Source organism: Nocardiopsis sp. iso_25 (assembly GCF_056173305.1).
This window is the reverse complement of sequence record NZ_CM149667.1, coordinates 4,937,569-4,962,368: the sequence shown is the minus strand read 5'-3', so window position 1 is coordinate 4,962,368 and position 24,800 is coordinate 4,937,569. Positions and strand designations below refer to the sequence as shown.

The 24,800-nt window shown below is 72.3% G+C and carries 20 protein-coding genes and 1 tRNA gene; 6 read left to right on the top strand and 15 right to left on the bottom strand.

Going from position 1 to position 24,800, the window contains the following annotated elements; all coding sequences use genetic code 11:
- Positions 1-246 precede the first annotated feature (246 nt).
- The 7 genes from AC0VX6_RS21345 to AC0VX6_RS21315 all read right to left on the bottom strand — a co-directional run bounded on the left by AC0VX6_RS21345 (position 247) and on the right by AC0VX6_RS21315 (position 8,125).
- Entirely contained in the window at positions 247-1,224 is a 978-nt protein-coding gene (locus AC0VX6_RS21345) for a PfkB family carbohydrate kinase (RefSeq protein WP_274974351.1), read from the bottom strand.
- A gap of 249 nt (positions 1,225-1,473) precedes the next feature.
- A complete protein-coding gene (locus AC0VX6_RS21340; protein ID WP_274974350.1) occupies positions 1,474-2,637 on the bottom strand; it encodes an oxygenase MpaB family protein in 1,164 nt (387 codons plus the stop codon).
- A 17-nt stretch (positions 2,638-2,654) separates the two neighbouring features.
- Positions 2,655-3,707, bottom strand: coding sequence for a polyprenyl synthetase family protein (locus AC0VX6_RS21335; protein ID WP_274974349.1), 1,053 nt, complete (start codon positions 3,705-3,707; stop codon positions 2,655-2,657).
- Positions 3,700-3,984, bottom strand: coding sequence for a hypothetical protein (locus AC0VX6_RS21330; protein ID WP_274974348.1), 285 nt, complete (start codon positions 3,982-3,984; stop codon positions 3,700-3,702). The genes AC0VX6_RS21335 and AC0VX6_RS21330 overlap by 8 nt, the downstream gene beginning before the upstream one ends.
- A gap of 579 nt (positions 3,985-4,563) precedes the next feature.
- Positions 4,564-6,879, bottom strand: a complete 2,316-nt coding sequence (locus AC0VX6_RS21325; RefSeq protein ID WP_475465770.1) for an ABC transporter permease — start codon at positions 6,877-6,879, stop codon at positions 4,564-4,566.
- The gene (locus AC0VX6_RS21320) at positions 6,876-7,604 is read right to left on the bottom strand and encodes an ABC transporter ATP-binding protein (RefSeq protein ID WP_475465768.1); all 729 of its coding nucleotides are present in this window, start codon (positions 7,602-7,604) and stop codon (positions 6,876-6,878) included. Before AC0VX6_RS21320 ends, AC0VX6_RS21325 begins: the two co-directional genes overlap by 4 nt.
- Positions 7,601-8,125: a PadR family transcriptional regulator gene (locus AC0VX6_RS21315; RefSeq protein WP_274974345.1), complete on the bottom strand. Its 525-nt coding sequence runs from the start codon at positions 8,123-8,125 to the stop codon at positions 7,601-7,603. The genes AC0VX6_RS21320 and AC0VX6_RS21315 overlap by 4 nt, the downstream gene beginning before the upstream one ends.
- A gap of 1,288 nt (positions 8,126-9,413) precedes the next feature.
- Between AC0VX6_RS21315 and AC0VX6_RS21310 the strand changes: the two genes are divergently transcribed.
- Positions 9,414-11,237 carry a calcineurin-like phosphoesterase family protein gene (locus tag AC0VX6_RS21310; protein ID WP_274974344.1) on the top strand — a complete coding sequence of 608 codons (1,824 nt, stop codon included), beginning with the start codon at positions 9,414-9,416 and terminating at the stop codon, positions 11,235-11,237.
- A 63-nt stretch (positions 11,238-11,300) separates the two neighbouring features.
- Here AC0VX6_RS21310 and AC0VX6_RS21305 read toward each other — a convergent pair whose 3' ends face one another.
- From AC0VX6_RS21305 to AC0VX6_RS21290, 4 genes are read right to left on the bottom strand one after another with little or no spacing between them, the layout of a single operon-like run.
- Positions 11,301-12,302, bottom strand: coding sequence for an L-histidine N(alpha)-methyltransferase (locus AC0VX6_RS21305; RefSeq protein WP_274974343.1), 1,002 nt, complete (start codon positions 12,300-12,302; stop codon positions 11,301-11,303).
- 7 nt (positions 12,303-12,309) lie between these two features.
- The gene (locus tag AC0VX6_RS21300) at positions 12,310-13,305 is read right to left on the bottom strand and encodes an iron-containing redox enzyme family protein (protein WP_274974342.1); all 996 of its coding nucleotides are present in this window, start codon (positions 13,303-13,305) and stop codon (positions 12,310-12,312) included.
- Positions 13,302-13,517 (bottom strand): CDGSH iron-sulfur domain-containing protein, encoded by a 216-nt coding sequence (locus AC0VX6_RS21295; RefSeq protein WP_212643192.1) that lies wholly within the window; start codon positions 13,515-13,517, stop codon positions 13,302-13,304. Before AC0VX6_RS21295 ends, AC0VX6_RS21300 begins: the two co-directional genes overlap by 4 nt.
- Positions 13,510-14,154, bottom strand: coding sequence for a HemK2/MTQ2 family protein methyltransferase (locus tag AC0VX6_RS21290; protein ID WP_274978210.1), 645 nt, complete (start codon positions 14,152-14,154; stop codon positions 13,510-13,512). The genes AC0VX6_RS21295 and AC0VX6_RS21290 overlap by 8 nt, the downstream gene beginning before the upstream one ends.
- Positions 14,155-14,337: 183 nt before the next feature.
- Here AC0VX6_RS21290 and AC0VX6_RS21285 point away from each other — a divergent pair, with 183 nt between their 5' ends.
- Entirely contained in the window at positions 14,338-15,204 is an 867-nt protein-coding gene (locus AC0VX6_RS21285; protein WP_274974341.1) for a phosphotransferase, read from the top strand.
- 215 nt (positions 15,205-15,419) lie between these two features.
- On the opposite strand, the gene AC0VX6_RS21280 is transcribed toward AC0VX6_RS21285, so the two are convergent.
- Positions 15,420-16,085 (bottom strand): hypothetical protein, encoded by a 666-nt coding sequence (locus AC0VX6_RS21280; RefSeq protein WP_274974340.1) that lies wholly within the window; start codon positions 16,083-16,085, stop codon positions 15,420-15,422.
- 527 nt (positions 16,086-16,612) lie between these two features.
- Positions 16,613-16,688, bottom strand: a tRNA-Arg gene (locus tag AC0VX6_RS21275).
- 543 nt (positions 16,689-17,231) lie between these two features.
- Between AC0VX6_RS21275 and AC0VX6_RS21270 the strand changes: the two genes are divergently transcribed.
- Entirely contained in the window at positions 17,232-18,119 is an 888-nt protein-coding gene (locus AC0VX6_RS21270; RefSeq protein ID WP_274974339.1) for a cobalamin biosynthesis protein, read from the top strand.
- Positions 18,120-18,161: 42 nt separating this feature from the next.
- Here the strand turns inward: AC0VX6_RS21270 and AC0VX6_RS21265 are convergent, their stop codons facing one another.
- Positions 18,162-18,677: a hypothetical protein gene (locus tag AC0VX6_RS21265; RefSeq protein WP_475465764.1), complete on the bottom strand. Its 516-nt coding sequence runs from the start codon at positions 18,675-18,677 to the stop codon at positions 18,162-18,164.
- Between the two features lie 321 nt (positions 18,678-18,998).
- Here AC0VX6_RS21265 and AC0VX6_RS21260 point away from each other — a divergent pair, with 321 nt between their 5' ends.
- The 3 genes from AC0VX6_RS21260 to AC0VX6_RS21250 all read left to right on the top strand — a co-directional run bounded on the left by AC0VX6_RS21260 (position 18,999) and on the right by AC0VX6_RS21250 (position 23,667).
- Positions 18,999-21,926, top strand: coding sequence for a penicillin acylase family protein (locus AC0VX6_RS21260; RefSeq protein WP_475465762.1), 2,928 nt, complete (start codon positions 18,999-19,001; stop codon positions 21,924-21,926).
- Between the two features lie 164 nt (positions 21,927-22,090).
- A complete protein-coding gene (locus AC0VX6_RS21255; RefSeq protein WP_013154452.1) occupies positions 22,091-22,531 on the top strand; it encodes an NfeD family protein in 441 nt (146 codons plus the stop codon).
- 44 nt (positions 22,532-22,575) lie between these two features.
- Positions 22,576-23,667: an SPFH domain-containing protein gene (locus tag AC0VX6_RS21250; protein WP_274974336.1), complete on the top strand. Its 1,092-nt coding sequence runs from the start codon at positions 22,576-22,578 to the stop codon at positions 23,665-23,667.
- A 128-nt stretch (positions 23,668-23,795) separates the two neighbouring features.
- On the opposite strand, the gene AC0VX6_RS21245 is transcribed toward AC0VX6_RS21250, so the two are convergent.
- Positions 23,796-24,761: a quinone oxidoreductase family protein gene (locus tag AC0VX6_RS21245; RefSeq protein ID WP_274974335.1), complete on the bottom strand. Its 966-nt coding sequence runs from the start codon at positions 24,759-24,761 to the stop codon at positions 23,796-23,798.
- Positions 24,762-24,800 lie beyond the last annotated feature (39 nt).

Genomic DNA, 24,800 nt, shown 5'->3' with positions numbered 1-24,800 from the left:
GGCAAGCCGGAGGTCAGGACGCGTCCCGAAAACCGCAGGTGGGTCCGGTGGTTGCTTCCGGCAGGTGAAGGCAGGTGAAGGCAGGTGAAGGCGGGTGAAGGCGGGTGCGGCGCCGACCGTCCCCTCCCCGCGGCCTCGTGCCTGTGGCGGGGGCGGAGCGCCGACAACGGGCGGGACACGGGCCGGGCCCCACGCTCCAGGACGGCGGCGCTCCCGGCCGGATCACCGGCAGTGCTCCCGTCCGGCTCACCGGCCCCGGCCGGGGTCCCCGTCACCCTCGGCCTCCTCCAGGAAGACGTCCGTCTCCTTGGCGGTGGGGCAGGTGGCCGGGCCGCGGCGGGTGACGGCCATGGCGGCGGCCGCGTTGGCCCGGCGGGCGGCCGCCAGCGGGTCCAGACCGTCGGCCACCGCGGCCGTGAACACGCCCACGTGCGCGTCGCCCGCGCCGTTGGTGTCCACGGCGCGCACGGGGAAACCGGGCACGCGCCGGGCGGCGGCGCCCCCGGACACTGTCCCGTCCCCGCCACCGGCCACCACGCAGCCCCGCGCGGAGTCGCGCACGACCACCGTGCCGCCGGGACGGATCCGGGGGAGCAGGAGAGCGGCGGCCTCCTCGGGGACGGAGCGCCCGGTCACGGTCGCGGCCTCGGCGGCGCTGAGGCTGAGCAGGTCCACGCGGGCCAGGACCCGGTCCAGGGTCGGCCCGGGGACGTCGCCCACGACCGGAGCCGGGTCCAGGACCAGGCGCACCCCCTCCGGGAGCCCCCCGATCCAGGTGAGCAGGTCGTCGGCGCGCGGCCCGGGCAGCAGCGAGTACCCCACCGTGTAGACGAAGTCCCCCGGTTCGGGCCGCAGGGTGCGCAGCCGGTCCGGGGACAGGTCCATCTCGGCGCCCAGCCGGGTGACGAAGGTGCGTTCGGCGTCCCCGTCCACCAGGGCCACGCAGAAGCCGGTGTCCGCGTCGGGGGAGGGGGCGTGCGCCACCGCCACCCCTTCGGAGCGCAGCGCGGCCCGGGCCAGGTCCCCGTGGGGCCCGGTTCCGTGCGCCCCCGCGTAGACCACCTCCATGCCCGCGCGCGCCGCGGCGGCGACGACGTTGAAACCGCCCCCGACCAGGGTCCGGGCGGAGGAGGCGAACACGCCCTCCCCGGCCCGGGGGAGGGCGTCGACCGCCATCACGACGTCGATGATCACCGGTCCCACGTGCACAAGGCGTCCGGTCACGGCAGGGCTCCCCTCGACTGCGCCGACCGTGGCGTCGGCCCCGCGATCATCCCAGCGGCGAACGCGGAGGGGACCCACCGGGTGGGCCGCTGCCGGGGGAGGGCGGTCCCCCGGCAGCCTCCGCCGCATTCGGGAGCCCCTCCTCGCGAAGGTCTCCCGGGCCACCCTGACCACAGGGGTCGCAGGGGCCACCGGGTTCTCAGGGGTCACCGGCGCGCGGGACCGGCGCGCGGGACCGGCCGTCCGTCCCTAGAGCTGGGGAACCGGGGGCGGCGGGGTCCAGCGCTGGGCGCGGGAGGCGCGGGAGGGGACGCCGTACTCGTCCCTGAGCCGTTCGGGGATGGCGTACTGCATGACCCGGCCGCGGGTGAGGGAGCTCAGCTCCAGGTGGGTGGTGACGTGGCCGAGGCGGTCCAGGGCCCACGCGCCCAGCGGGGAGCCGTCCTCGACGCGTTCGAGGACCCCGAGCAGGGCGGGGGAGGCCCTGACGGCCGTGTCCCAGGCGCTGCGCGGAACCCGGAGCCAGTCGGCGCAGGTGTCGCCGATGAGGTAGCGGACGAGGGCGGCGACCACCGGGTCGAGGAGGGTTCCGGGCACGACCTCCTCGTAGAGGTCGATGAGCTGGCGGGTCAGGTGCGCCCCCTCCTCGGAGGGGCCCATGTACCGGGTCATGTACAGGTCGGAGAACTCGCGGCCGGCGGCCACGTCGGCCGGAGCGTGTTCGGTGCTGACACCGAGCATGGCGCCGACGATGCGCCAGGCGTAGTAGTAGGACTCCGCGCCCTCGGCCGTCATGTGCACGCCCAGCCGGTGCAGGGCGTCCAGGACCTGGATGGAGAAGATCATCTGGCCGCCGATCATGTCCTCCTGGCAGATCGGCGTGCCGAGCGCGTCCACGTCCCAGCGGCCCTCGCGGCGCATGTGGTAGCGGATGGAGGCGTGCAGCAGGCGCACCTTCTGGGCCGAGGGGACGAACCGGCTCCCCGCCTCGAACGCGTCGGGCTGCATCAGGTACACGGTGAACTGCCCGGTCTCGGCCATGCGCCGCGAGGGGTACTCCAGGGCGTGGGTGGCGCTGAGCAGCCTGGCCACGTGCGGGACGACGTAGCAGGCGGGCATCGACGAGAAGGCCAGGGCGGTGGAGATGTGCACGTTGTTGTCGATGAAGAACAGACGGGCCCTCTCCATCTCGTCCCAGTCGACCCAGGAGGGCGGCGCTGCCGTGGCGTGCAGGTACTCGCGGGCGACGTCGGGCAGCCCGTCGGGCAGGTCCTGTCCGGCGTTGGAGAAGTAGCGCATGAGCGTGTTGAACTTGCCGACCTCCCCGCGTTCGAAGAGCGTCTCCACCGTCGCGTCGGCGAGTTCGTCGCCCATCAGACGCAGCGCGTCCATGGACTCCGGTGTGTAGGACATGGGATCCCTTCCTGGGGTCAGGAGTGTCGGGCCGCGGCCGAGGTCACCATCTGCGACAGGGCGGCGGAGGCCCCGTCCGGCAGGTCGGCGCGGTCGAGGGCGTCGGTCGCGGCCCGGACGCGCTCGCCGATCATCTCCTCGACGCGTTCGGGCGCCCCGGTGCGCCGCATGATCGACCGGACCCTGGACAGGCCCTCCCCGTCCAGGCCGCGGCGGCCGAGCAGGCCGCGCAGCTCCCGGCGCTCGGCCGCGGTGGCGGCCGACCAGGTCTCGGCGAGCAGGACGGTGGGCCGGTTGCCCCGGACGTCGTCCAGGTTCGACTTGCCGGTGAGCTCCGGGTCGCCGAACAGCCCCAGCAGGTCGTCCCGCAGTTGGAAGGCCTCGCCCAGGGGGAGCCCGTAGGCGGTGAAGGCCTCCATCACCGCGCCCGGGGCGCCGGCCAGCGCGCCGCCGATGCGCAGGGGGTGCTCGACGGTGTACTTGGCCGTCTTGTACCGGATCACCTGGAGCGAGCGGCCCGTGTCGGGCGGCGAGCCGGTGCGCAGGATTTCCAGGCACTCCCCGGCGATCAGCTCCCGGGCCATGACCAGCCACAGCTCACGGGCGCGGGACAGGTAGGCCGAGGGGAGGCCGCAGCACAGGAACAGCTCCGCGGCCCACGACATGAGCAGGTCGCCGGTCAGCAGGGCCAGGGCGCGGCTCCCGGCGTGGGGTCTGGGCCTGCCGGTGAACGCCGCGCGCAGGGCGACGTGGGCGCTCGGCACGCCGTGCCGCATCGGGCTCTCGTCGATGAGGTCGTCGTGGACGACGGCCGCGGCGTGCACCAGCTCCATCGCGGCGGCTGCCCTGACCAGCGCGTCGCTGTCCGGCTGCCCGGCCGCGCGCCACCCCCAGTAGCAGAACGACGCGCGCAGGCGCTTGCCCCCGGTCACCGCCACGTCCAACTGCTCGGCCACCGGCAGCAGGTCGGCGTCGATGGAGAGGAGGCGGTCCGTCTCCCGGCGCGCGAACTCCCGGAGTTCGGCGTCCACCCGTGTCCGGAGCAGGGCCTGCTCCCCGGTCTCAGCCATCGCTCTGGCCGGGACGGGAGGCGGCGGCCCGCCGGGCGAGCAGCTCCATGTGGGACTCGGCCGTCGGAGCGTACCGCCGCAGCGCCAGTTCGCCGCGCTCGCGCAGGTCCCGCCGACCGTCCCGGACCAGCTCGGCCAGGTCCGACCGGCTCAGCAGCGACCGCGCTCCCCGCAGGGCCGCGCCGATCCCGCTCCATGCCAGGTCGGCCACCCCGGCGGCGACCAGCAGCGGCTCCCGCGCGCGGTCGGCGCCCGCTTCGTCATCGGTGTGCGCCACGGCGTACACCCCCTGTTCCCGATCGGCACGGAAAGGACGGCGGCCGGAAACGGCGGCGCCCGAGGAAGAACACCGTCCGGCGGCCGGAGGTCCGCCGCGGTCCTCGTGGAGTGATCATCTTCGGCCATCGCGGTTTTTGTCAACGCAATGGTGTGATCTGGTTTGGTTTGGTGAAAGTCGGCGGAAACAAGGAAAAGGAGCAAACGGACACGGGTGGATAAAAACCGGTGTCGTCGTGCGGATTGTCCGTGTTTTCGCAGGTTGTCGCCGCAGCGTTGCTTCGGGGTTGGGGCTGGGTCGAACGCCGAAGGAGGGCGGTCCGGAACGCCGGAATTCGGCTCGCCCCGGGGTGATCCCCGCTGGGTTCCGGGGGCGCTTCCGGGGTTCGGTGAATCCCGGAGGGGGTTCGCGTCCGGGGCCTCGGAAAACGAACTCGTCTCTATTCCTGACAAAAGGTGATATGGGCGATCCGGGTTTTCCCGCGGTCCCCCCGAAGCGGGGGCCTCCGGCGCTACCGGCCCCCGAACGCCCGACGGGGCCGCGGACACCGGTTCCACGACCCCGCCGCGCTCCCCGGCCTCACTCGGTGCGCAGGCCCTCGGGGCCCGTCATCCGCCACAGGCAGGGCAGGCTCGCCAGCGTCACCAGCGCGATCACGCCGAATCCGGCGCCCACGAGCGGCAGGAACCCCAGCCAGTCGGTGACCGGGAGGTCGGCCAGCCGCAGCAGGAGGAGCCCGAGCCCGGTCCCGCCCCCGACGGCGATCGCCAGGCCGAGCACCACCGGGATCGCGGTCTGCCACAGCACCGACGCGGCGAGCGTGGCACGGCTCGTCCCGAAGGCGACCAGCACCGAGAGCTGCCGCCTGCGCTCCCGCAGCTGCTCCACCGTGGAGACGACCATGCTCGCCCCGATCACCAGCATGATCAGGACCGCACCGGCCCGGAGCGCGTCGCCGATGGACGTCAACAGGGTGCCGCCGCCCTCCTGGTGCAGCACTCGCAGACGGATTCCCGGGCTGTCGATCCCGACGTGGTTGCGCACGTGCTCGACCGCGTCCGGGTCGCTCCCGTCCAGGGTGACGAGCACCGTGGACTGGAGGTACTCCGGCTCCTCGACCGGAAGGGCGGACGGGGTGACGAACAGCCCCCGGTACTCCTGCCCGACCGGGCCGTCCGCGGCCTCGGCCCCGCGCACCGGCGGGACGGTCCAGGTGCGGGGCCCGGAGGCGGAGCCGCCCCGAGGGGCGTTGTCGAGGTCCAGGCGGTCCCCCGCGCGCACGGCGGAGGCCCCCTCACCCGAGACGAAGGCGTCGCCGTCGGCGCACGAGGAGAACGCGATCAGCCCGCCCAGGGTCGCGCAGTCGGCGACGACCACCGCCCGCGTCCGGGAGGGGTCGTCGGGGCCGGGCGGGGCGTCCGCCGGGGGGAGGTGGGCCAGGAGGAAGGGGGAGGAGGACTCCACACCCCTGGCGCCGCCGAGGTCGCGGGCGAACTCCGCGGCCTCGGCGCTGCTCCCCACCATGGCCGAGGCGATCATCCCCACCCGTCCGGGCTCCGGGCCGCCGTCGGAGGGGACCCGGGCGGCGATCGCGGAGAACAGCATCTGGAGCGCGATCGCCCCGGCCACGGCCAGGGTGACCCCGCTGACGGTGCGGGCCGCGATCCCGCCGTTCAGCTGGAGGCGCCGCGTGGCCATCTGCCACGACAGCGGACCGCCGCGCAGTCGGCCCACCACGGCCTCGACGACCCACGGCAGCAGCAGGGTGAACCCCGTCAGGGCCACCGCCACACCGGCGGCGACGGCCCACTCCGTGCCCTCGGAGCCTCCTCCCCGCCCGAGCGCGGCCAGGACGGCGCAGCCGACGGCCAGGACCGCCACGCGCCACCACAGCCGCCGACCCCGGTCGGCGCCCTCCCGGAAGACGCCCAGCGGACCGACCTCGACCCCGCGCAGCGCCAGGAGCGTCGCCAGGACGGCGCTGGCCGGGACGAGCACCACGACGAGGGCGGCGAGCGGCGGCGCCGGCGTGAGGTCCGCGGGCAGCACGCCCGGGCCCGGGAGCCGCACGTCGTCGGCGAAGGTCCGCGCCACCAGGAAGAACCCGGCGCCCAGGGCCAGGCCCAGGACCGCGCCGACCAGGGACTCGCCCGCGGCGACCCTGCGCGTCATCGCCCTGTCCGCGCCCACCAGCCGCAGCGCGGCCAGGCGCTGGTCGCGCCGCTCGGCCCCGAAGCGCGTCGCGGTGAGGACGAACGCGGCGATCGGCAGCAGCAGCACCACGATGATGACGACGACGAGCAGGACGAGGGCCGCGGACATGCCGCCGTCCCTCAGGTCCGCGCCGAAGCCGGAGGCGGCGTGCGGGACCGGGGACCGGGAGAGGGAGTCCGTGCCCAGGTAGAAGTAGAGCTCGTGCGGTCCCCGCAGCCCTTCGGCGCCGATCAGGCCGGTGACCGCGGCGCCGTCGAACCGCTCGGCGAGCAGGGCGCCCCCGGGGGAGTCCAGGAGGTCGCGCAGGGCGGGGGAGACGTGGAGTTCGCCCGCCTCCGGCACCCGGTCGATCCCCGGCGGGCGCACGTGCGTCCCCGGCCCCGCGGGCGCTTCGAGCAGCATGCCCGTGAACATGTCGCCCCGGTACTCGACGACCCGGGGGGCCGCGAGGACCGCGGCACCGCTGGTCGGCGCGCCCCGCTCCAGGTACACCGGTGCCCGCGCGTCCATCCGCTCCTGACCCGCCGCGCGAGCCGAGGGCGCCGCGGCGGCCAGCAGGAGCACCATCACCCCCAGGCCCACGCCCAGCGCGGTGAGCAGCGTCCCCGTCCAGCCGACCCGCCCGCCGCCCAGGGTGAGTTCCGCGCCCATGGCCAGGTCGCGGTACCACCGGCCGATCACGTCGCCCCCATGGGCCCGATGGCGGGGCCGATGGCGGGGCCGAGGGCCTGGCCGTCGCGGACGACGACCTCGCGGTCGGAGTAGGCGGCCACCCGGACGTCGTGGGTGACCAGGACGACCGCGGCCCCGGTGTCGCGGGCCGCGCCCGTGAGCAGCTCCATGGCGCGCTCCCCGTTGAGCGAGTCCAGCGCGCCGGTGGGCTCGTCGGCGAAGAGCAGCCGGGGCCCGGACACCAGCGCCCGCGCGATGGCCACCCGCTGCCTCTGTCCGCCGGACACCTGGCCGGGGCGCTTGTCGCGCACGTCGTCCACCTCCAGGCGGGCCATCCACTCCGCCGCGGAGGCCTCCGCGCGCCTGCGGGCGACGCCGGTCAGACGCAGGGAGAGCGCCACGTTCTCCACACAGGTCAGTTCGGGGACGAGCTGGCCGAACTGGAAGACGAAGCCGAAGTCGCTGCGTCTGAGCCTGCTGCGCTCGGCGTCGGACAGGGCCGACAGCTCACGCCCGTCGTAGTGCACGGTGCCGCCGTCGAGGTCGAGGATGCCCGCCAGGCAGTGCAGCAGCGTGGACTTGCCGGAGCCGGACGGGCCCATGACGGCGACGACCTCGCCGGAGCCGATGCTGAAGTCCGTTCCGTTCAGCGCGGCGGTCGAACCGAAGTACTTGCGGAGCCTGGTGGCGGTGAGCAGGGCCCCCGCGCCCTCCGCCGCGGTGGTGCCGCTCACGCGCCGACCTCCCCGGCGAGCCGGTCCAGGCGGCTGGCGGTCAGCTCCAGCCACCGGATGTCGGCCTCCAGGTGGAACAGGGCGTGGTCGCAGACGAGCTGGTCCGCGAGGTCGCCGCCCGTCTTGCGGCGGGTGAGCTCACGCATCAGGCGCAGGTGCTCGGCCCGCTGCACGTCCAGCAGTCCGGCGGCGTCACGGCCGGTCAGCAGCGCCAGCACGACCTTGGCGTACAGGGTGCTCTGGAGGTAGGGCTCGGGGCTCTCCGGCGTGGAGAGCCAGCGGCCGACGTCGGTGACACCGGCGTCGGTGACGGCGTAGCGCTTGCGCTCGGGGCCGCCGCCGGTCTCCACACCGTCCACCTCGACCAGGCCGTTCCTGAGCAGGCGCGACATCGTCGAGTAGACCTGTCCGTAGTGCAACGGCCGGTCGTGCCCGAACCGCTCGTCGAAGAGGCGTTTGAGGTCGTACCCGTGGCGGGGGCCCGATTCGAGCAGGCCGAGCAGCGTGTTGCCGATAGACATGGCGGCGACTATACACAATGTGTATAGACGGGCGGAGAAGAGGTGATGTGTCCCGTTCCCGGGCGCGGTCCGCGCCTCCGGGAACCTGCTCAGGCGGGGCCGTTCTCCGGCGGCCCGGCGGCCGCCGGGCCGGGGCGGTCCGGGGCCGCGCAGCCGCGGGGGTGGATGTGGAGCCGGTCCACGCGCCCGGCCTGGACGACGACGCCCGACACGTCACCGTGGACCCCGTTGCGGATCGCCGCCGGCCCCCGAACGGATTCCCCTGTTCCGGCCGAACCGCGACGCGGCTTTTCCGCCACCAGGCCCGGCCACCGTTGTACGGCCTTGTGCCTGAGGATTCTCACGAGCAGATCAGCGGTACCCGAGGCGACTTTGCAGGTGAACAGGCCCGCGGCGATGGTGAGAAGGAACTGCAGGAGTGTCGCCGGGCCGAGTCGGAGTGCGAGTTCCCGGGCACGCTCCGCCAGAGGTAATGGCCCCGGAAAGACGAAGCCAGACTGATCGGAGCCAGTGCCTTGATCTTCGTTCGCACCTTCCCGCTTATCCGAAAAGCGACCACGAAGAGGGTACAGGAAAGGGTCGCGGCGCGCGAGGGTGGCACCGGTCGTGGTGTCGCCGCGGGCGACGGGGCCGCCGAGGGGCGGCGGGGCAGGCGCGGGGAGCCGTCGACGGGGCCGGAACCCCGCGTCGGGATACCCGCGGTTCACCTGGATGTACGCCGCACTGCGCCGGTCCCGTCACCGGAGGGGGCGTGTCGTCCGGGGCGGCCGAGGGGCGCCGTCCGACACCGCTCCGCGGAGGTTTTTCGGCGTGTACGGAGTTGCGCCTTGCTTCCCGGGCCGACGTGCGTAGACATTAGCTGACGTGCGCGGACATTTGTCGGCGACGCCTGGCTCCCGGCTCCGGAACTTTCTCGGGGACAAGTGCGCCAGGAGGCCGGATGAACCTCGCGGCCGTCCCGAAAGCAGGACCCGAGCCAGTCCGGGACGGAACGGAGAGAACGCCCGGACGGCCCTAGCCATTCACAACGTATGGGGATAGAACTGGCTGAGAATAATCAGTGCGCCGCGCCAGTGGTCACCGCCTGGTGGCCGACTGTTGGCCGACAACTGGGCCTTTGTTCAGCCATATCTAGAAAGGTTGCTTCCCGCCGGTCCCCCTGGCCGGTTTTGCTCCCCCTCCCCCGCAGACCGGAGGCAACTGCATGCCAACGACACATTCACGACGTGCGCAAACGCCGAGTGCTCCGCGGACACGCCGTTACTCTCGCGCGGCGCTGGCGGCCTCGATGGCCGCCGTCATCGCCGGTTCCCTGACCGCGGTGTCCGCCCCGGCCGCGGCGGCGCCGTCGGAGAACTTCGACGACACCGCCTACCGCGGTGAGATCGAGGTGGTCCGCACCCCGGCCGGAGCCGCCGACGACGCGGTGCTGACCGGCCAGGTGTTCGTCGACGCCGACCGGGACAGCGCCAGCGACGGCGAGGAGGCCGGCCTGTCCGGCGTCATGGTCACCAACGGCCGCGACGTGGTGCTGACCGACAGCGAGGGCCGTTACGAACTGCCCGCGTTCGACAACATGACGGTGTCCATCACGCAGCCCTCGGGCTATCAGGTGCCGATGGACGAGCACAACATCCCGCAGTTCCACTACAACCACCTGCCCGAGGGGTCGCCGGAACTGCGCTACGGCGGGATCGAGCCGACCGGCCCCCTGCCGTCCGAGGTCAACTTCCCGCTGGTGGAGAGCGAGCTGACCGCCACCGACGCGCAGAGCTGCATCATGGCCGGAGACCTGCAGACCTACGACCGGCAGGAGATCGAGTACGCGCGCGACGGCGCCATCGCCGACCTGGCCGCGCGCCACGACTACGCCGGCTGCGGCACGCTGTTCGTCGGCGACGTCGTCGGCGACGACCTGTCGCTCTACCCCGAGATCAAGGACCTGGTCGCCGAGACCAACGGCCCGGCCCGCTTCCTGCCGGGCAACCACGACCTCGACTTCGACGCCCCCGGCTCCGAGCACTCCTTCGACACCTACCGCGCGCAGCTGGCTCCGGAGTACTACTCCTACGACGTCGGCAACACGCACATCATCGCGCTCAACACCGTCGAGTACCCGTGCGTCGCGGCCGAGGACAGCCCCGCGGGCATCGAGGCGCACTGCGCCGACCCGGAGGGCGACCCGTCCTACAACGGCCGCCTCGACGAGGACCAGCTCGCCTGGCTCGAACGCGACCTGGCCAACGTCGACCCCGACAAGCTCGTCGTCGTCGCCAGCCACATCGGTCTGCTCAACTACGCCGACTCCACCTCCCCGGTGCACCAGACCGACCAGGTCCGGCGCGTGCACGAGCTGCTGGAGGGCCGCAGCGCCGTGGCGGTGTCCGGCCACAGCCACAGCATCGAGAACCTCAAGACCGGTGACGGCGCCAAGGGCTGGAACGACCTGTTCGGTGTCGAGGGCCTGCCCTTCCCGCACATCACCGCGGGCGCGATCTCGGGCGACTGGTACTCCGGCGCGATCGGCGAGGAGGGCTACCCGACCGCGATCGGCCGCGACGGCGGACGCCCCGGCGTGGTGACGCTGGACATCCAGGGCAGCGAGTTCCAGGAGCGCTACACCGTCACCGGCGAGACCGACGACGTGCAGACGCAGCTGGGCATCAACAGCCCGACCTACCGCGAGTGGGTCGGGGAGCGCCAGGAGTGGAACGGCAACCCGGTGGGCGAGGCCCCCGAACTGGAGGAGCCCCTGGTGGTCGACCGCAGGGACCTGGCCCACGGAAGCTGGCTGACGACCAACTTCTTCTTCGGCTCCACCGGCTCGACGGTCGAGGTCAGCATCGACGGCGGACCGGCCCGGGAGGCCACCCGCACCCAGCAGATGGAGGGCGAGGCCGTCAACGTCGGCGTCGAGTACTCCGACCCGTACGCGGTCGCGCAACAGCTCGTCCACGGCGGCAGCCTGGCCAACCGGACGATGCACCTGTGGCGGTTCGACCTGCCCAGGAACCTGCACACCGGTGAGCACACCGCCGAGGTGACCGCGACCGACTCCTACGGCCGCGAGTTCACCGACGTCCTCGAGTTCGAGGTCGTCGGCCGGAGGTAGTCGCGCCTTCGCGACAGGAGGGCCGCCCCCCCCGCACGGGTGGCGGCCCTTCGCCTCGCCCGTTCAGCCCCCGTCGCGGCGGAAGAGGAACAGCCCGTACCGCGCGTCGGGGTCCAGCCACCGGGCCCTCAGACCGAAACCGTGCGCCCCCACCTCCTCGGTCAGCCCCTGAACATCGAACTTCACCGAGTAGCCGACGTTGACGAACCGCCCGCGCGGCACCCGCACGGTCAGCCCCAGACCCGGTACGGGCACCGCCCGGTCGGCCCGGGCGCGAAGACGCCCCTCCACGGTGGTGGTGTCCGCGTCGTAGCGCGCCTCCGGGACGAAGTCTTCGAGCACGAAGTCGGCGCCGTAGAGGTCGTTCAACCGGGTGAGGTAGTTGAGCCGGAAGTCGGCGAAGGCCGAGTGCCCGGCGGGATCGTTGTAGCAGGTCTCCAGGGCCTCGCGGCCCTTGTCCAGGTCGGCGGAGACCAGGAAGGCCTCGCCCGGGCGCAGGGTCCGGGCGATCTCGCCCAGCAGCGCGTCGCGTTCCCCGCGGGTGGCGTTGGCGAAGCTGCTGCCGAGGAAGACGATCGCCAGCGGCTCACCGGGGTGGGTGCGCAGCCAGTCCAGACCGGCTTCGTAACGTCCCCACAGGCCCGTGACCTCCAGTCCGTCCAGCTCCGCGCACAACTCGGCGCCGCTGGACTCCAGCATGCCCCGGTCGACGTCGATCGGCAGGTAGGCGGTCTCGCGCAGGCGCAGACAGCTCTCCAGCAGCAGCCGTGTCTTCTTCGCGCTTCCGCTGCCCAGCTCGGCGACGCGCCCGCAGGCGAGCAGTTCGGCGATCTCCGCGGAGTGGCGCTCCAACAGGTCGCGTTCCACGCGGGTCAAATAGTAGGTGGGCAGCTCGGTGATCCGCTCGAACAGCGCGGAGCCGACCGCGTCGTAGCCGAGCCAGGGCGGCAGCCGGGGCGGTGACTGCCGCAGGCAGTCGCGCACCACGGTGTCGTCCGGCACCGCGTCGCCCCTGTCGGCGAGCGGAAGGACACGGGCCCGCACCGCTGGTCCAGGTGTTCTCATGGTCTCCTCACGTCCGTCCCGTCGCTTCGCGCAAGCCCGACTCGCCCCGGCTCCACCGGCTCAGGAGGTACTCCTCCAGCCGGGTGGCCAGGAGAGTGCTGGCGCGGACGCCGAACACGATGTCGGAGGCCAGCTCGGGTTCGGTGCTCAGCAGCGGCGCGATCACCTCGCGCCGCAGGAGCTGCTCGTGCACCGCGTCGGCCTCGACGTGCTCGGCGTAGAACCGGATGGCGGCCGGACCGCAGTCCAGCCTCCGCATGGCCTTGACCAGCCGGTCCGAGCCGGGGGAGGAGGTGAGCTCGACGGTGGCGAACTGTCCGATCAGCGCTCCGCGCAACCCGCGGTGCAGACCGCACAGCGACATGAAGTTGACCTCGGCCAGCATCTCGGCGGGGGCGGAGTCGAGGTAGGCGCCGTAGTCCGCGCACAGGCCCAGTTCGGCCATCATGTCGGCGAAGAGCGTGGAGTGCGTCCGCTCGGGGTCCCCCGCGCCGTACTCGTCGTGCTGCACGGTCACGAGCGCCGCCTTGGCGGGGCCGTGCAGGCGCGGGATGACGAAGGTCTGCGGGTCGGCCTCCTTCAGGTGGTAGAGGGAGCGGAGGGCGACGTACTCGCGCAGCTGCCACAGCTGCCCGTGGCGGCGCAGGTGGTGGGAGGCGCCGAACGCGTCGACGTGCTCGACCAGGAGCGCGCCGATCTCGCTCTCGACGTCCGTGCCGGGGGCCACCTCGTCCCTGAGCGCGCCGAGGAAGGCCCCCTCCAGTCCGGCGCGCAACGCCAGCAGCGCCGGGTCCCACTCGCGGTCGGCGTCGACTCCCCCGAACCCGCGGTAGTGGAGCTCGTAGCAGCAGTAGAGGGCGAGCTGGAGGTCCTCACCGTAGGGCGGGGAGCCGTCCACCGGGGGGAGCCCGGTCCGGTTCCCGCGCAGCGCTTCCAGAACCGCCTCGGAGACCGGGCCGCGGGGGGCGGGCAGCGTCGGCGCCTCCGGCGTCGTCATGGTCATGGGCCGTGCTCCTTCCCTCCGTCGCCGCGTACACGCCGGCGGTGGCTGGTGTCGCAGAACGGGCGGCGCCTGCTGCGGCCGCACACGCACAGCGCGGTGACCGCCCGGTCGCTGCGCACGCGCGTTCCGTCGGGCGTCTCCACGTCGACCGGGCCGTAGACGAGGACCGGGCCGTCGTCGGTGACGACGATCCGGCGGCGGTCCTCAGCCATGGCGTGCCTCGATGACCACGAGTTCCTCCTCCGTCTGGTCGGGGCCGAGCAGACCTCGGGCGCGCAGCGCCGCGGCACGCGCGCGCAGCACCGGCCCGAACGGGATGCGGGCCCTGGCGAGGACCTCGGGCACCAGCCCGGCCTTCCTGAGCTGTTCCAACGTGGCCTGCTCGTCGGCGAGTTCGGACTGCACGAGCAGCAGTGCGCCGTCCTCGCTGAGCACCGAGGACGCCCCCGCGCAGATGCGGTCCAACAGGATCCGCCCGTCCGGCCCCGCGTCCCAGCACCTGGCGATCCGGTGGCGGGGCAGCCGCCGACCGGGAGCGGGCATGTAGGGCGGGTTGGCGAGCACGAGGTCGAAGCGGTGCGGGGCCACGGGAGCGAACAGGTCGCCGCGCCGGACCTTGGCCGGGACCCCGTGCAGTCGGCTGTTGAGCCAGCTCGCCAGCACCGAGCGGCGCGACAGGTCGATCGAGGTGAGGCTGGCCGCGCCGGCGCGGAAGGCCTCGATGCCCAGCGCCCCGGTGCCCGAACCGACGTCGAGGACGGAGCGCCCGGCGACCCGGCCGTGCTGGCGCAGCACGGTACGGAGCAAGGAGGTGTCCTCCTGAGCTGGGTAAACACCCGGTGGCCTCATCAGCAGCATGGGGCAGCCACTACCCGGTCCCGACCCCTCCAACCGCCGCGCGGGCCCTGCGCGTGATGGCCTGTGACCGTGGGTGACGCGGAGGTACGCAGGCGCGCGGGGCGACCGAGCCACCCCCGTGCCCGGAAAGGAAAAGGGGGAGACCACCGGCGTCCGGTACGCCAGGATCTGAGCATGGAAATGTCCGACGTTACTCGTGCGACGGCGGCCGCGACCTCGGTCGCCGCCTCGCTCGGCCTGCCGGCCAGCGGCGCGACCGTGCTCCACAACTCGAACAAGCTGGCGCTGCGGCTGACCCCGTGCGACGTCTTCGCCCGGGTCGCCCCCGTGGGCCAGGAGGTCGCGCGGTTCGAGGTGGAGCTGGCTCAGCGGCTCGTCGCGGCGGGGGCCCCGGTGTGCCCCCTGGAGCCCCGGGCGGACCCGCGCGTGTACACGCGCGACGGCTTCACCGTGACGCTGTGGACCTACTACGAGCCCGTAACGCCCCGCGTCCCACCGGCCGAGTGCGCCGAGGCGCTGGAACTGCTGCACGCCGGCATGCGCCGGGTCGACGTGCCGAGCCCGCGGTTCACGGACCGGATCACGCAGGCGCAGGACATCGTGGCCGACCCGGACCGCTCACCGGATTTGGCCGACGCGGATCGCGCCTTCCTCGGCGGCAGGCTGGCGGGCCTGCGACGGACGATCGGGGAGCGCGGCGCCGCGGAGCAACTGCTCCACGGAGAACCGCATCCGGGCAACGTGCTCAGCACACGGATCGGCCCGTTGTTCATCGACCTGGAGACGTGCTGCCGCGGACCCGTCGAGTTCGACCTCGCCCATGTGCCCGAGGAGGTCTGCGAGCACTACCCGGACATCGACCAGGGGCTCCTGGACGAGTGCCGACAGCTCGTTCTCGCGATGGTCGCGGCGTGGCGCTGGGACCGCGGCGACGAGTTCCCGAACGGGAGGCGTTTCGGGGAGGAGCTCCTGCGCGCGCTGCGCGGCGGTCCTCCCTGGCCGACACTGGACACGATGAACAGGCGGCTGGGCGGCCTGTAGAAAGCAGGTTCCGACGACAGCACCACGGGTGTGCCCTAACCGCAGGGCTTGCATCCAGCCTCTGCCAAGGAGTACGCGAGACGGCCCCCGTATGAGTGGCAACTGCGCTTACACCGTCGACGGGGGTAAACCAGCTGACCCCGGCATCTACACCATGACCGTCACCTAACCGCCACAGGCCGAATATCAGGAGAGCCCCTCCTGGTCTGTGTGGGTCAAGTCAGGGGGAAGAGAACAGCGACGGGAAGGTCACCGGTTTCGACTGCTACCTGATCGATGGACAGTCCGCAGTAGTTTCCGACTGCGGAGAACACCGCTGGCAGGAGTCCTTCCATATTCTGCTCCCAGTACAGCTCCAGCTCGTCCTCCGGCATGTCCCACACGGATGGGAAGACTGCACCCGCCGCTTGTAGCGCGGCATCGAACGCTGATCCGTAGCCCGTGTCCTCCCCGTACTCCACACTGACGATGTGGCCTTCGGGAGTGACGTGTGAGATGTAGGGGGGCGGGTCGTGCCTGTTCAAGCTCACACAGACGGTTTCCACCCCGGCCAGCGCGGACATCGGCGGGCCGCCGCGACGGTGCATGTGCCAGGTGGCCATTTCCCGATCCTCCAGTACGTACACCCAGTCACCGTAGGTGCCGTACATGGCGTAGTTGACTTTTCTGGTATCCATCCCGTCAGGAAGGGCCACCGATCGCCAGTCCTTGTATAGACAGCCTTCGTCGAGCTGGAGGGGCTCTGCGCCGAGACAGGTGAGGAAGTCCTCGGTGTCGATGTCACGGGCTGCGGTGAGGGAAATACCACCGAGCATCCCGGGGATACGGGTGCTCGGCCTCTGATCGCTGTGTACGCCGATCCATCGGATTCCATTGCTCATGCGTTCACGGTACGCAACAGGTCGATCTGTGAATTGGCCGATCCGTTTTCCGGGCAGGATTCTCCGGAGAACCGTTGAATACCTTGGCGCGCAGGCACTGGAGTTCGCGGTGGTGCCAGGTTCAGGTGGACCTGGTTCAGACCTCGGTTCACGGCGTTGGCGACGCTGTCTCGTTCTCGTTCTCCTCGCGTTTTGTCCATGCCGTCTGATCGCGGCGCGCGAGGACCTGGGGGCAGGGGCTTCGGCTGGGTCGGCCGTATGCGGCCTTGGGGCACCAGGGCGTGCCCCAGGCCCGAGAGGTACACCACGCCGCGGCATCGGGACGGTTGTGGGGCGCTGGTGGGCTGGCACGGGGGCGTGCCCGGCGCGGGCCACCAGGGTCACGGGACGGCAAAGTGCTCCGCGAGGTGGGCCTCCACCTGTACTGGACCCTGCACTGGGGAGCACACGAGGAGCATTTCAGGCCCCGATCCGGGCCCGGCGCCTCGCCTGTTCGACTTGCGCACCCCGACTGAACTGGGGTTTTGTGGCGCACCCGGCAGGATTCGAACCTGCGACCATCGGATTAGAAGTCCGGTGCTCTATCCACTGAGCTACGGGTGCTCGATTCAATTGTCGCCCGCCATGGCAGGTCGTGATCACGCTGTGACACGTGGTCGCGGGAAGGCGTCGCGCGCCGAAGGCGGGGCGAGGGCCGGTCGGCGGGCCTGCGGTCGGGAGGACCCGTGCCGTGGTGCCGGTGGCGTCCCGGGCAGACATTCTAGGGTATTCGCCTGATGTCGCCCACAGTCGGGCAAAGACTCATCAACTACGGTGATTCGTAGTTGCCTCTCGTTACCACGCGCGTTCCACCAAACCGGTCGCTATGGGCCTCGCGCACCACGTTACCGGTGATTAACTCCCGGTGCGGTGCTGTACCCCGGGCGTTTCGCGAAGTCCCGATGCCCGAGGTGGGACGGGAAGTCAGAACCACCACCACTGACCTGCGGAGACCATCAGCACGGCCAGCGCGGTCAGCATGCGGAGGCCCCTTACGGTCAGTCAGTTATTGCTCTTTGTGTATGTGTTATTACCCAGAGAGACAAACATGGTTTGCCGTGGTTTGGGAGTTGCGAGGGACTTCCTTGACACGGCTAACGTGGTCGGGTGCGATCTCTGGGACTGGTGGCGGGCTTCCTGCTCGACAAGGCGGTGCCCGACCCGCGTCGGGGGCATCCGGTCGCCCTGTACGGGCGCGCCGCGGGATGGTGGGAACGGCGCGTCTACGGGGACTCGCGGGCGCGCGGCGCCCTGTTCGCGGCCGGGGCCGTGCTTCCGGTGGTGGCCGCGGGTTCCGTGGTGCGGGGCGGCGCGGCGACTGCTGCGACGACGTGGGCCGTGCTCGGCGGCAGCATGCTGTGCCGGGAGGCCGAGCAGATCGCTTGGGCCCTGGAGGACGGCGACCTCGCGCGGGCGCGGGAACTCCTGCCGAACCTGTGCGGCAGGGACCCCTCCCGGCTCGACGAGGAGGGAGTCGCCCGGGCCGTGGTCGAGTCGGTCGCCGAGAACACCTCCGACGCCGTGGTCGGGCCCCTGGTCTGGGGAGCCCTGGGCGGGGTCGCGGGCCTGGCGGGTTTCCGCGCCGTCAACACCCTCGACGCCATGGTCGGCCACCGCGATGAGCGCTACGAACGGTTCGGGTCCGCCTCGGCGCGGCTGGACGACCTCGCCGGGTGGGGCCCGGCCCGGCTGACCGCTGTCCTGGCGGTCCTGGCCGCGCCCGTGGTCGGCGGTGACGTGCGCGGGGCGTGGCGCGTGTGGCGGCGCGACGGCGACCGGCACCCCAGCCCGAACGCCGGGCAGTGCGAGGCCGCGTTCGCGGGCGCGCTCGGCCGGACCCTGGGCGGCGCCAACGTCTACGGGGGGCGCGAGGAGCGCCGCCCGGCGATGGGCGACGGGCCCCGGGCCGGGGTCGACGACATCCGCCGTGCGGTCCGCCTGGCCCGGGCCGTCCACCTCGGGGCCCTGGCCGTGGCCGCGGCGGCGGCCCGGTAGCGCCCGGCTGGCGTCGGTGAACACCCCGGGCGCGGGCCCGGCTCAGGTCAGGTTGCGCGCGTAGTTCACCTGCTGGTGGATCTGGCCCACCATGCCAGGGTGGGCCACCATGATCGTCGTGCTGTAGTGCCTGTCGTGCCCCTGGACGGTGACCTGCACGTGCCCGGTGGTCCTCTGCTCCTTGACCAGGAGGAAGAGCAGTCCGAGCAGACAGGTCCACCAGAAGACCAGGACGGCCACGATGACCGCCCAGGTGGGTGTGTTCCGTTCGGTGCGGCTCATGTCGTTCACCGTCCACACCGTTCCCCTGATCGGGAAGCGCCCGATGGGAGTGATCACGGTGTGCCGGGAGAACGCGATCTCGCCGATGGTGCCGAGGGGGACGTCCCCCTCGGGCTGGGGCGGGGGGACGGCGGGCTGGTAGCCCCCGGTGGGGGAGCCGTAGGGCTCCAGGGCCCCGCCGCCGTGCTGCTGCGGGGGAAGGCCCCAGCCGGGGGTCTCACCGTGGGGCTCGTGCCACCACGGTTCCCCCGGGCGGGAGTTGGGGTACTCGCTCATGCCGCGATTGTGTCAAAAGGCGGGCAGGCACAGAACCACTTCCCCGGTACCGGCGCCGACCCGTCCGGCCGTACCGGCGGCCCCGCGGGGGTGCGTCCGAGGACCGTGGCCGGATGTGGCCACGCCCCGTCTCCCGTGCCGGGCACTGCCCCGACCGCCCTCCGGAATTCGGGCTGCTTGTGGCGCAGGTCACTCCAAACCCGCCGGTTTTCCGGTACGGGGTTCCTCCGGCCCGCCCAAATATGAATCTCTTTCGCGATTTCCTTACTCGTGCGTAGCATGCGCTCACCCATCGCCCGCACCCCCAGGTGGTGACAGCTCTTGTTCCCCTCGCTCAGACGACGGCTACGCACCGGCGCCTCGGGTACCGCCCTGATGGTGGCCGCGGCCACGCTCGCCGCCCTCCCCGCCGCCCCCAGGGCCCTCGCCGAACCGGAACCCGACTACTGCGCGCCCGGGGGATGCAACGACATCCTTCCCCCCGGCCAGAACGGCAGCGCCACGCTCGTCGAGATCCTCGGCCACCAGGTCTTCGGCACCCGGCCGCGGCACTCCTCCAGCCAGCTGGACATGTACGACAACCTCGTCCACCACTACGACGGCCTCACCGAGGAGGGCCTGGACGACTTCTTCCTCGACGCCGGTTTCGGGGTCGACGCCGACGACGTGGGGCGCCGGTACCAGCCGCGCGACGACGTCACCATCACCCGCGACGCCGACCACGGCATCCCGCACGTCGAGGGCACCACCCGTGAGGGCACCATGTTCGGCGCCGGGTACGCCGCGGCGGAGGACCGCCTCTTCCTCATGGACGTGCTGCGCCGGGTCGGACGCGGTGAACTCACCTCCTTCGCCGGAGGGGCCGAGGGCAATCGCGGGCTGGAACAGGACCTGTGGCGCAGCGCCCCCTACACCGAGGAGGACAAGCAGGCGCAGATCGACCGGGTCGCGGCCAGCGGAGAGCGCGGTGCGCAGGCCCTCGCCGACGTCGACGCCTACCTGGAGGGCGTCAACGCCTACATCGAGGAGGCCGACGACGACCGCGACTTCCCCGGCGAGTACGTCCTGACCGGGCACAAGGACGCCATCACCAACGCCGGGGAGATCGAGCCCTTCACCCCCACCGACGTCGTCGGCATCGCCGCCATGGTGGGCGGCATCTTCGGCGGCGGTGGCGGCGGCGAGGTCCAGGCGGCCGTCGTGCTCGCCAACTTCCGGGACCGCTACGGGGCCGAGGAGGGCGCCGAGCTCTACCGCGCCTGGCGGACGGAGAACGACCCCGAGGCCGTGGTCAGCGTCGAGGGCGAGTTCCCCTACAGCGGCACCCCCGAGAACCCGGTCGGCGAGGCCGTGCCCGACCCCGGCTCCGTGGAGCCCTACGACATCGTCCACGACGAGCACGGTTCCGCGCTCAGCGGCGAGACCGCCGAGCAGCCCGCCCCGTCGGCGAGCACGGTGGAGGAGCCCGAGGAGGGCGCCGAGGCGCCCGCGGTCGAGGACCTGCCCCGGGAACAGCGCGACGAGCTGGAACAGATGGTCGAGGACGGGGACCTGTCCGCGGTGGAGGGCGTGTTCAACGACGGCGTCCTGCCCGAGGGCTTCACCGACCCCCGCGGCATGTCCAACGCCCTGCTCGTCTCGGGCGAGCACACCGCGAGCGGCAACCCCGTCGCCGTGATGGGCCCCCAGACCGGCTACTTCTCCCCGCAACTGCTCATGCTCCAGGAACTCCAGGGGCCGGGTATCAGCGCACGCGGCGCGTCCTTCGCGGGCGTGAGCTTCTACGTCCAGATGGGGCGCGGCGTCGACTACGCCTGGAGCGCCACATCGGCGGGCCAGGACGTCACCGACACCTTCGCCGTCGAACTGTGCGAGACCGACGGGTCCGCGCCCACCACCGGGTCGCGCGCCTACGTGGACACCGCCGGGGACTGCGTGCCCTTCGAGGAGCTGAGCGTCACCAACGAGTGGTCGCCCACCATCGCCGACGGCACTCCGTCGGGCGGCTACACGCTCACCTCCCTGCGCTCGGAGTTCGGCCTGGTGCACTCCTTCGCGACCGTGGACGGCGAGCCCGTCGCGTTCACGACGCGGCGCTCCACCTACATGCGCGAGGTCGACTCCATCATCGGCTTCCAGCGCTTCAACGACCCCGGCGAGGTCACCTCGGCGCAGACCTTCACGGACGCGGCCGAGGACATCGGATACGCCTTCAACTGGCACTACGTCGACGACGAGGACATCGCCTTCGTCAACTCCGGGGCCAACCCGGTCCGGACCGAGGGCACCAACCCCAACCTGCCCGTGGACGCCTACTCCGACGCGGGCTGGTCCGGCTGGGACCCCGACACCAACGGCGTTGACTACCACCCGCAGGAGGACCACCCGCAGGCGATCAACCCCGACTACATCGTCAACTGGAACAACAAGCCCGCCCAGGGCTACACCTCCGGCTGGGCCACCGGGTCGGTGCACCGCGGCGACCTCATCGACGGCCGCGTCTCCGCGCTGGTCGCCGACGGGCACGAGTTCACCACCGCCAGCCTGACCCGGGTGATGATGGAGGCCGGGGTCGCCGACCTGCGCGCCCAGGAGGTCCTCCCGCTCCTGCTGGAGGTGATCGGGACCGAGGCCGTGGACGACCCCGAACTGGCCGCGGTCGTGGAGGAGCTGCGGCTCTGGCACGAGTCGGGATCCCTGCGCCGTGAGCCCTTCCGCGACGCCGGGCACTACTCCCACGCCGACGCCATTCGCACGCTGGACGCCTGGTGGCCGCTGCTGGTGCGGGCCCAGTTCGAACCTGGCCTGGGCGAGGACCTCTACACCCAGCTCACCAGGGCCGTGCAGACCGACGAGTCGCCCTCGGGCTCCATCGGGGGAGGCGAGCCCGGGAGCGTCAACCAGACGCAGCCCCACCGGGGCTCGGCGTTCCAGTACGGCTGGTGGTCCTACGTGGACAAGGACCTGCGCACGGTGCTCGGACAGGAGGTGGAGGGCGGACTGGGCGAGGCCCACTGCGGTGGCGGCGACCCGGACGCCTGCCGTACGGTGCTGCTGGACACCCTGGCCCAGGCCGCGGACACCCCCGCGGCGGAGGTCTACCCCGGCGACGAGCACTGCGACCCGGGCGACCAGCTGTGCGCGGACACGGTGATCCACCAGGCGGTCGGCGGCATCAACATGTGGCCGATCGCGTGGCAGAACCGGCCCACGTACCAGCTCGTCTACCAGTTCTCCGGCGGACGGTAGGACGGGCGGAGCGGACGCGGCCCGCGGTGGCCCCGAGCGGGTGCCGGCGGGGGCCGCGTCCGCGTGTCACGGCAGGGGAACACTGGAGCCGGATCGCGTGCTTCGCCGGGTCCGTGTGGGTAGCGTAAGGAATACCCGAACATGAGCGGGAGGGCCGCAGGAACATGGACGCCTGGTTGATCTGGCTCATCCTCGCCGTGGGCCTGGGAGTCGTCGAGGTCTTCACACTCACGTTCGTACTGGGCCTCCTGGCGGTCGCGGCGCTGGTCGCCGCCCTCCTCGGCGCCATCGGGCTTCCGGTGGCCGCACAGATCATCGGGTTCACCGCCACCGCGGCCGCCGGAATCTACCTCGTGCGGCCGATCATGCGGCGCCAGCTCAGGGGCGGCCCCGTCGTCAGGTCGGGTGCCCAGGCGCTCGTCGGACGCTCCGCGGTCGTCCTGCAGGAGGTCGGCGCCGACCGGGGCAGGATCAAGCTCTCCGGGGAGGAGTGGTCCGCGCGCTGCATCGACGAGGACCTCGTCATCCCGGTGGGCACGCGCGTGGACGTCATGGAGATCGACGGGGCCACAGCCGTTGTCTACCCGCGCGAGGCACTGCCCTGAACCCCGCCACAGCCACGTTCCCGACCTAGGCCAGGTGCCAGCACATGGAACCCACCATCGCCCTCATCATCCTCGCGGTCGTCGTCGTTGCTGTCGCCCTGGCGGCGATCCGCATCGTCCCGCAGGCCAGGGCGTACAACATCGAGCGCTTCGGCCGCTACATCCGCACCCTGAACCCGGGCCTGAACTTCCTCATCCCGGGCGTGGACCGCGTCAACTCCAAGTTCGACCTGCGCGAGCAGGTGTTCACCTCGCGCCCGCAGCCCGTCATCACCGAGGACAACCTGGTCGTCAACATCGACACCGTGCTGTACTACCAGGTCACCGACCCCAGGGCCGCGGCCTACGAGGTCGCCAACTACATCCAGGCCATCGACCAGCTCACCGTCACCACGCTGCGCAACGTCATCGGCTCCATGGACCTGGAGAAGACGCTCACCTCCCGCGAGGAGATCAACACCCGCCTGCGCGGGGTCCTGGACGAGACCACCGGCAAGTGGGGCATCCGCGTCAACCGCGTGGAGATCAAGGCCATCGACCCGCCGCCCACCATCAAGGAGGCGATGGAGAAGCAGATGCGGGCCGACCGCGACAAGCGCGCGGCCATCCTCCACGCCGAGGGCGAGCGCCAGTCGCGCATCCTCAAGGCGGAGGGCGCCCGCCAGCAGGCCATCCTGGAGGCCCAGGGCGACCAGCAGGCGGCCATCCTGCGGGCCGACGGCGAGGCCAAGGCGATCGAGCGCGTGTTCCAGGCGGTGCACGCCAACAACGCCGACGCCAAGGTGCTCGCCTACAAGTACCTGGAGACCCTGCCGTCCCTGGCCGAGGGCGACGGCAACACCTTCTGGGTGATCCCCGGCGAGCTCACCGAGGCCGTCAAGAACGTCAGCCACGCCTTCGCGGGCGACGCCCCGACGGTGCCCTCCACGCGGAAACAGGAGGACGAGGAGGAGACCGAACCCCGCGGACCCGCGCAGCTCACGGCGCCCGACCCCACCCGTTCCTCCTCGGCGCAGGCGGCCGTGGACGCGGCCGAGGCCGCCGAACGCGCGGTGGCCGACGCCCGCGACGACGTGAGGCGGGCCGGGTCGGCCCTCGGCGGCTCCCGGACGCCCGGGCCGCGCGAGGAGGACTAGGTTCCGTCCGCGCGGCCGGTCGCGCCGCACCGGCGGCGGGGCCACCGGCCGCGGAGCCGGTTCGGAGCGGCGGGGGAGAGGGGCCGCCTTCCCCCGCCCGTCGTGCGTGCGGCCCGGGGCCGTCCGGCTCAGACCAGCAGGAGCTTGCCGGTGGTCCGGCGCGAGGCCAGGTCGCTCTGGGCCCGCCCCGCGTCGGCCAGCGGGTAGCGTCCGCCGATCCGCACGTCCAGGCGGCCGTCGCCCACCAGCGCGAACAGGTCGCCGGCCCGGCCCAGGAGCTCCTCGCGGTCGGCCACGAAGTAGGCCAGCGAGGGCCTGGTCAGGTACACCGAACCGGCGGAGTTGAGCCGCTGCGGGTCCACCGGGGCCACCTCTCCCGAGGACTGACCGAACAGCGCCAGCACACCGCGCGGGCGCAGCGAGGCCAGGCTGGCGTCGAAGGTGTCCCGGCCGACGCCGTCGTAGACCGCGGCCACCCCCTCGCCGCCGGTGAGGTCGCGCACCGCCTCGGCCACGGGGGTCTCGGCGTAGCGCACCACCTCGTCCGCGCCCGCCTCGCGCGCGATGCGCTCCTTCTCCTCGGTGGACACGGTGCCGATGACGCGCGCGCCGCGCTCCTTGGCCAGCTGGGTCACCAGCAGACCGGTGCCGCCCGCGGCCGCGTGCACCAGCACGGTGTCGCCCTCGGCCACCGGGTACACCGAGCGGACCAGGTAGTGGGCGGTCATGCCCTGGAGCAGCAGGGCGGCGGCCTGCTCGGCGGAGACGGCGTCCGGGACGGGGACGACCAGCGAGGCCTTGACCACGGCCCGTTCGGCGTACGCGCCGGGGGCCATCGCCCAGCCGACCCGCTGCCCCGCGGACAGGTCGGTGACGCCCTCGCCGACGGCGGCCACCACGCCCGCGCCCTCCATCCCCGGGACGTAGGGGAGCGGGACGTCGTACAGGCCGCTGCGCTGGTAGATGTCGATGAAGTTGACCCCGCGGGCCTCGACGTCGATCAGGACCTCCCCGGGGCCGGGCGCCGGGTCGTCCCTCTCGGCCAGCCGCAGTACCTCGGGTCCGCCGTTCTCCTCGATCACGATGGCACGCATGGGTCCACTGCTCCTTCCGGGTCGGTTCCCGGCATCATG

Bases quoted from the DNA above. Each gene is read 5' to 3' on its own strand.
- AC0VX6_RS21340 (WP_274974350.1), bottom strand. From the start codon at position 2,637: ATGTCCTACACACCGGAGTCCATGGACGCGCTGCGTCTGATGGGCGAC.
- AC0VX6_RS21335 (WP_274974349.1), bottom strand. From the start codon at position 3,707: ATGGCTGAGACCGGGGAGCAGGCCCTGCTCCGGACACGGGTGGACGCC.
- AC0VX6_RS21315 (WP_274974345.1), bottom strand. From the start codon at position 8,125: ATGTCTATCGGCAACACGCTGCTCGGCCTGCTCGAATCGGGCCCCCGC.
- AC0VX6_RS21310 (WP_274974344.1), top strand. From the start codon at position 9,414: ATGGCCGCCGTCATCGCCGGTTCCCTGACCGCGGTGTCCGCCCCGGCC.
- AC0VX6_RS21305 (WP_274974343.1), bottom strand. From the start codon at position 12,302: ATGAGAACACCTGGACCAGCGGTGCGGGCCCGTGTCCTTCCGCTCGCC.
- AC0VX6_RS21300 (WP_274974342.1), bottom strand. From the start codon at position 13,305: ATGACCATGACGACGCCGGAGGCGCCGACGCTGCCCGCCCCCCGCGGC.
- AC0VX6_RS21295 (WP_212643192.1), bottom strand. From the start codon at position 13,517: ATGGCTGAGGACCGCCGCCGGATCGTCGTCACCGACGACGGCCCGGTC.
- AC0VX6_RS21290 (WP_274978210.1), bottom strand. From the start codon at position 14,154: ATGAGGCCACCGGGTGTTTACCCAGCTCAGGAGGACACCTCCTTGCTC.
- AC0VX6_RS21285 (WP_274974341.1), top strand. From the start codon at position 14,338: ATGGAAATGTCCGACGTTACTCGTGCGACGGCGGCCGCGACCTCGGTC.
- AC0VX6_RS21280 (WP_274974340.1), bottom strand. From the start codon at position 16,085: ATGAGCAATGGAATCCGATGGATCGGCGTACACAGCGATCAGAGGCCG.
- AC0VX6_RS21265 (WP_475465764.1), bottom strand. From the start codon at position 18,677: ATGAGCGAGTACCCCAACTCCCGCCCGGGGGAACCGTGGTGGCACGAG.
- AC0VX6_RS21255 (WP_013154452.1), top strand. From the start codon at position 22,091: ATGGACGCCTGGTTGATCTGGCTCATCCTCGCCGTGGGCCTGGGAGTC.
- AC0VX6_RS21250 (WP_274974336.1), top strand. From the start codon at position 22,576: ATGGAACCCACCATCGCCCTCATCATCCTCGCGGTCGTCGTCGTTGCT.
- AC0VX6_RS21245 (WP_274974335.1), bottom strand. From the start codon at position 24,761: ATGCGTGCCATCGTGATCGAGGAGAACGGCGGACCCGAGGTACTGCGG.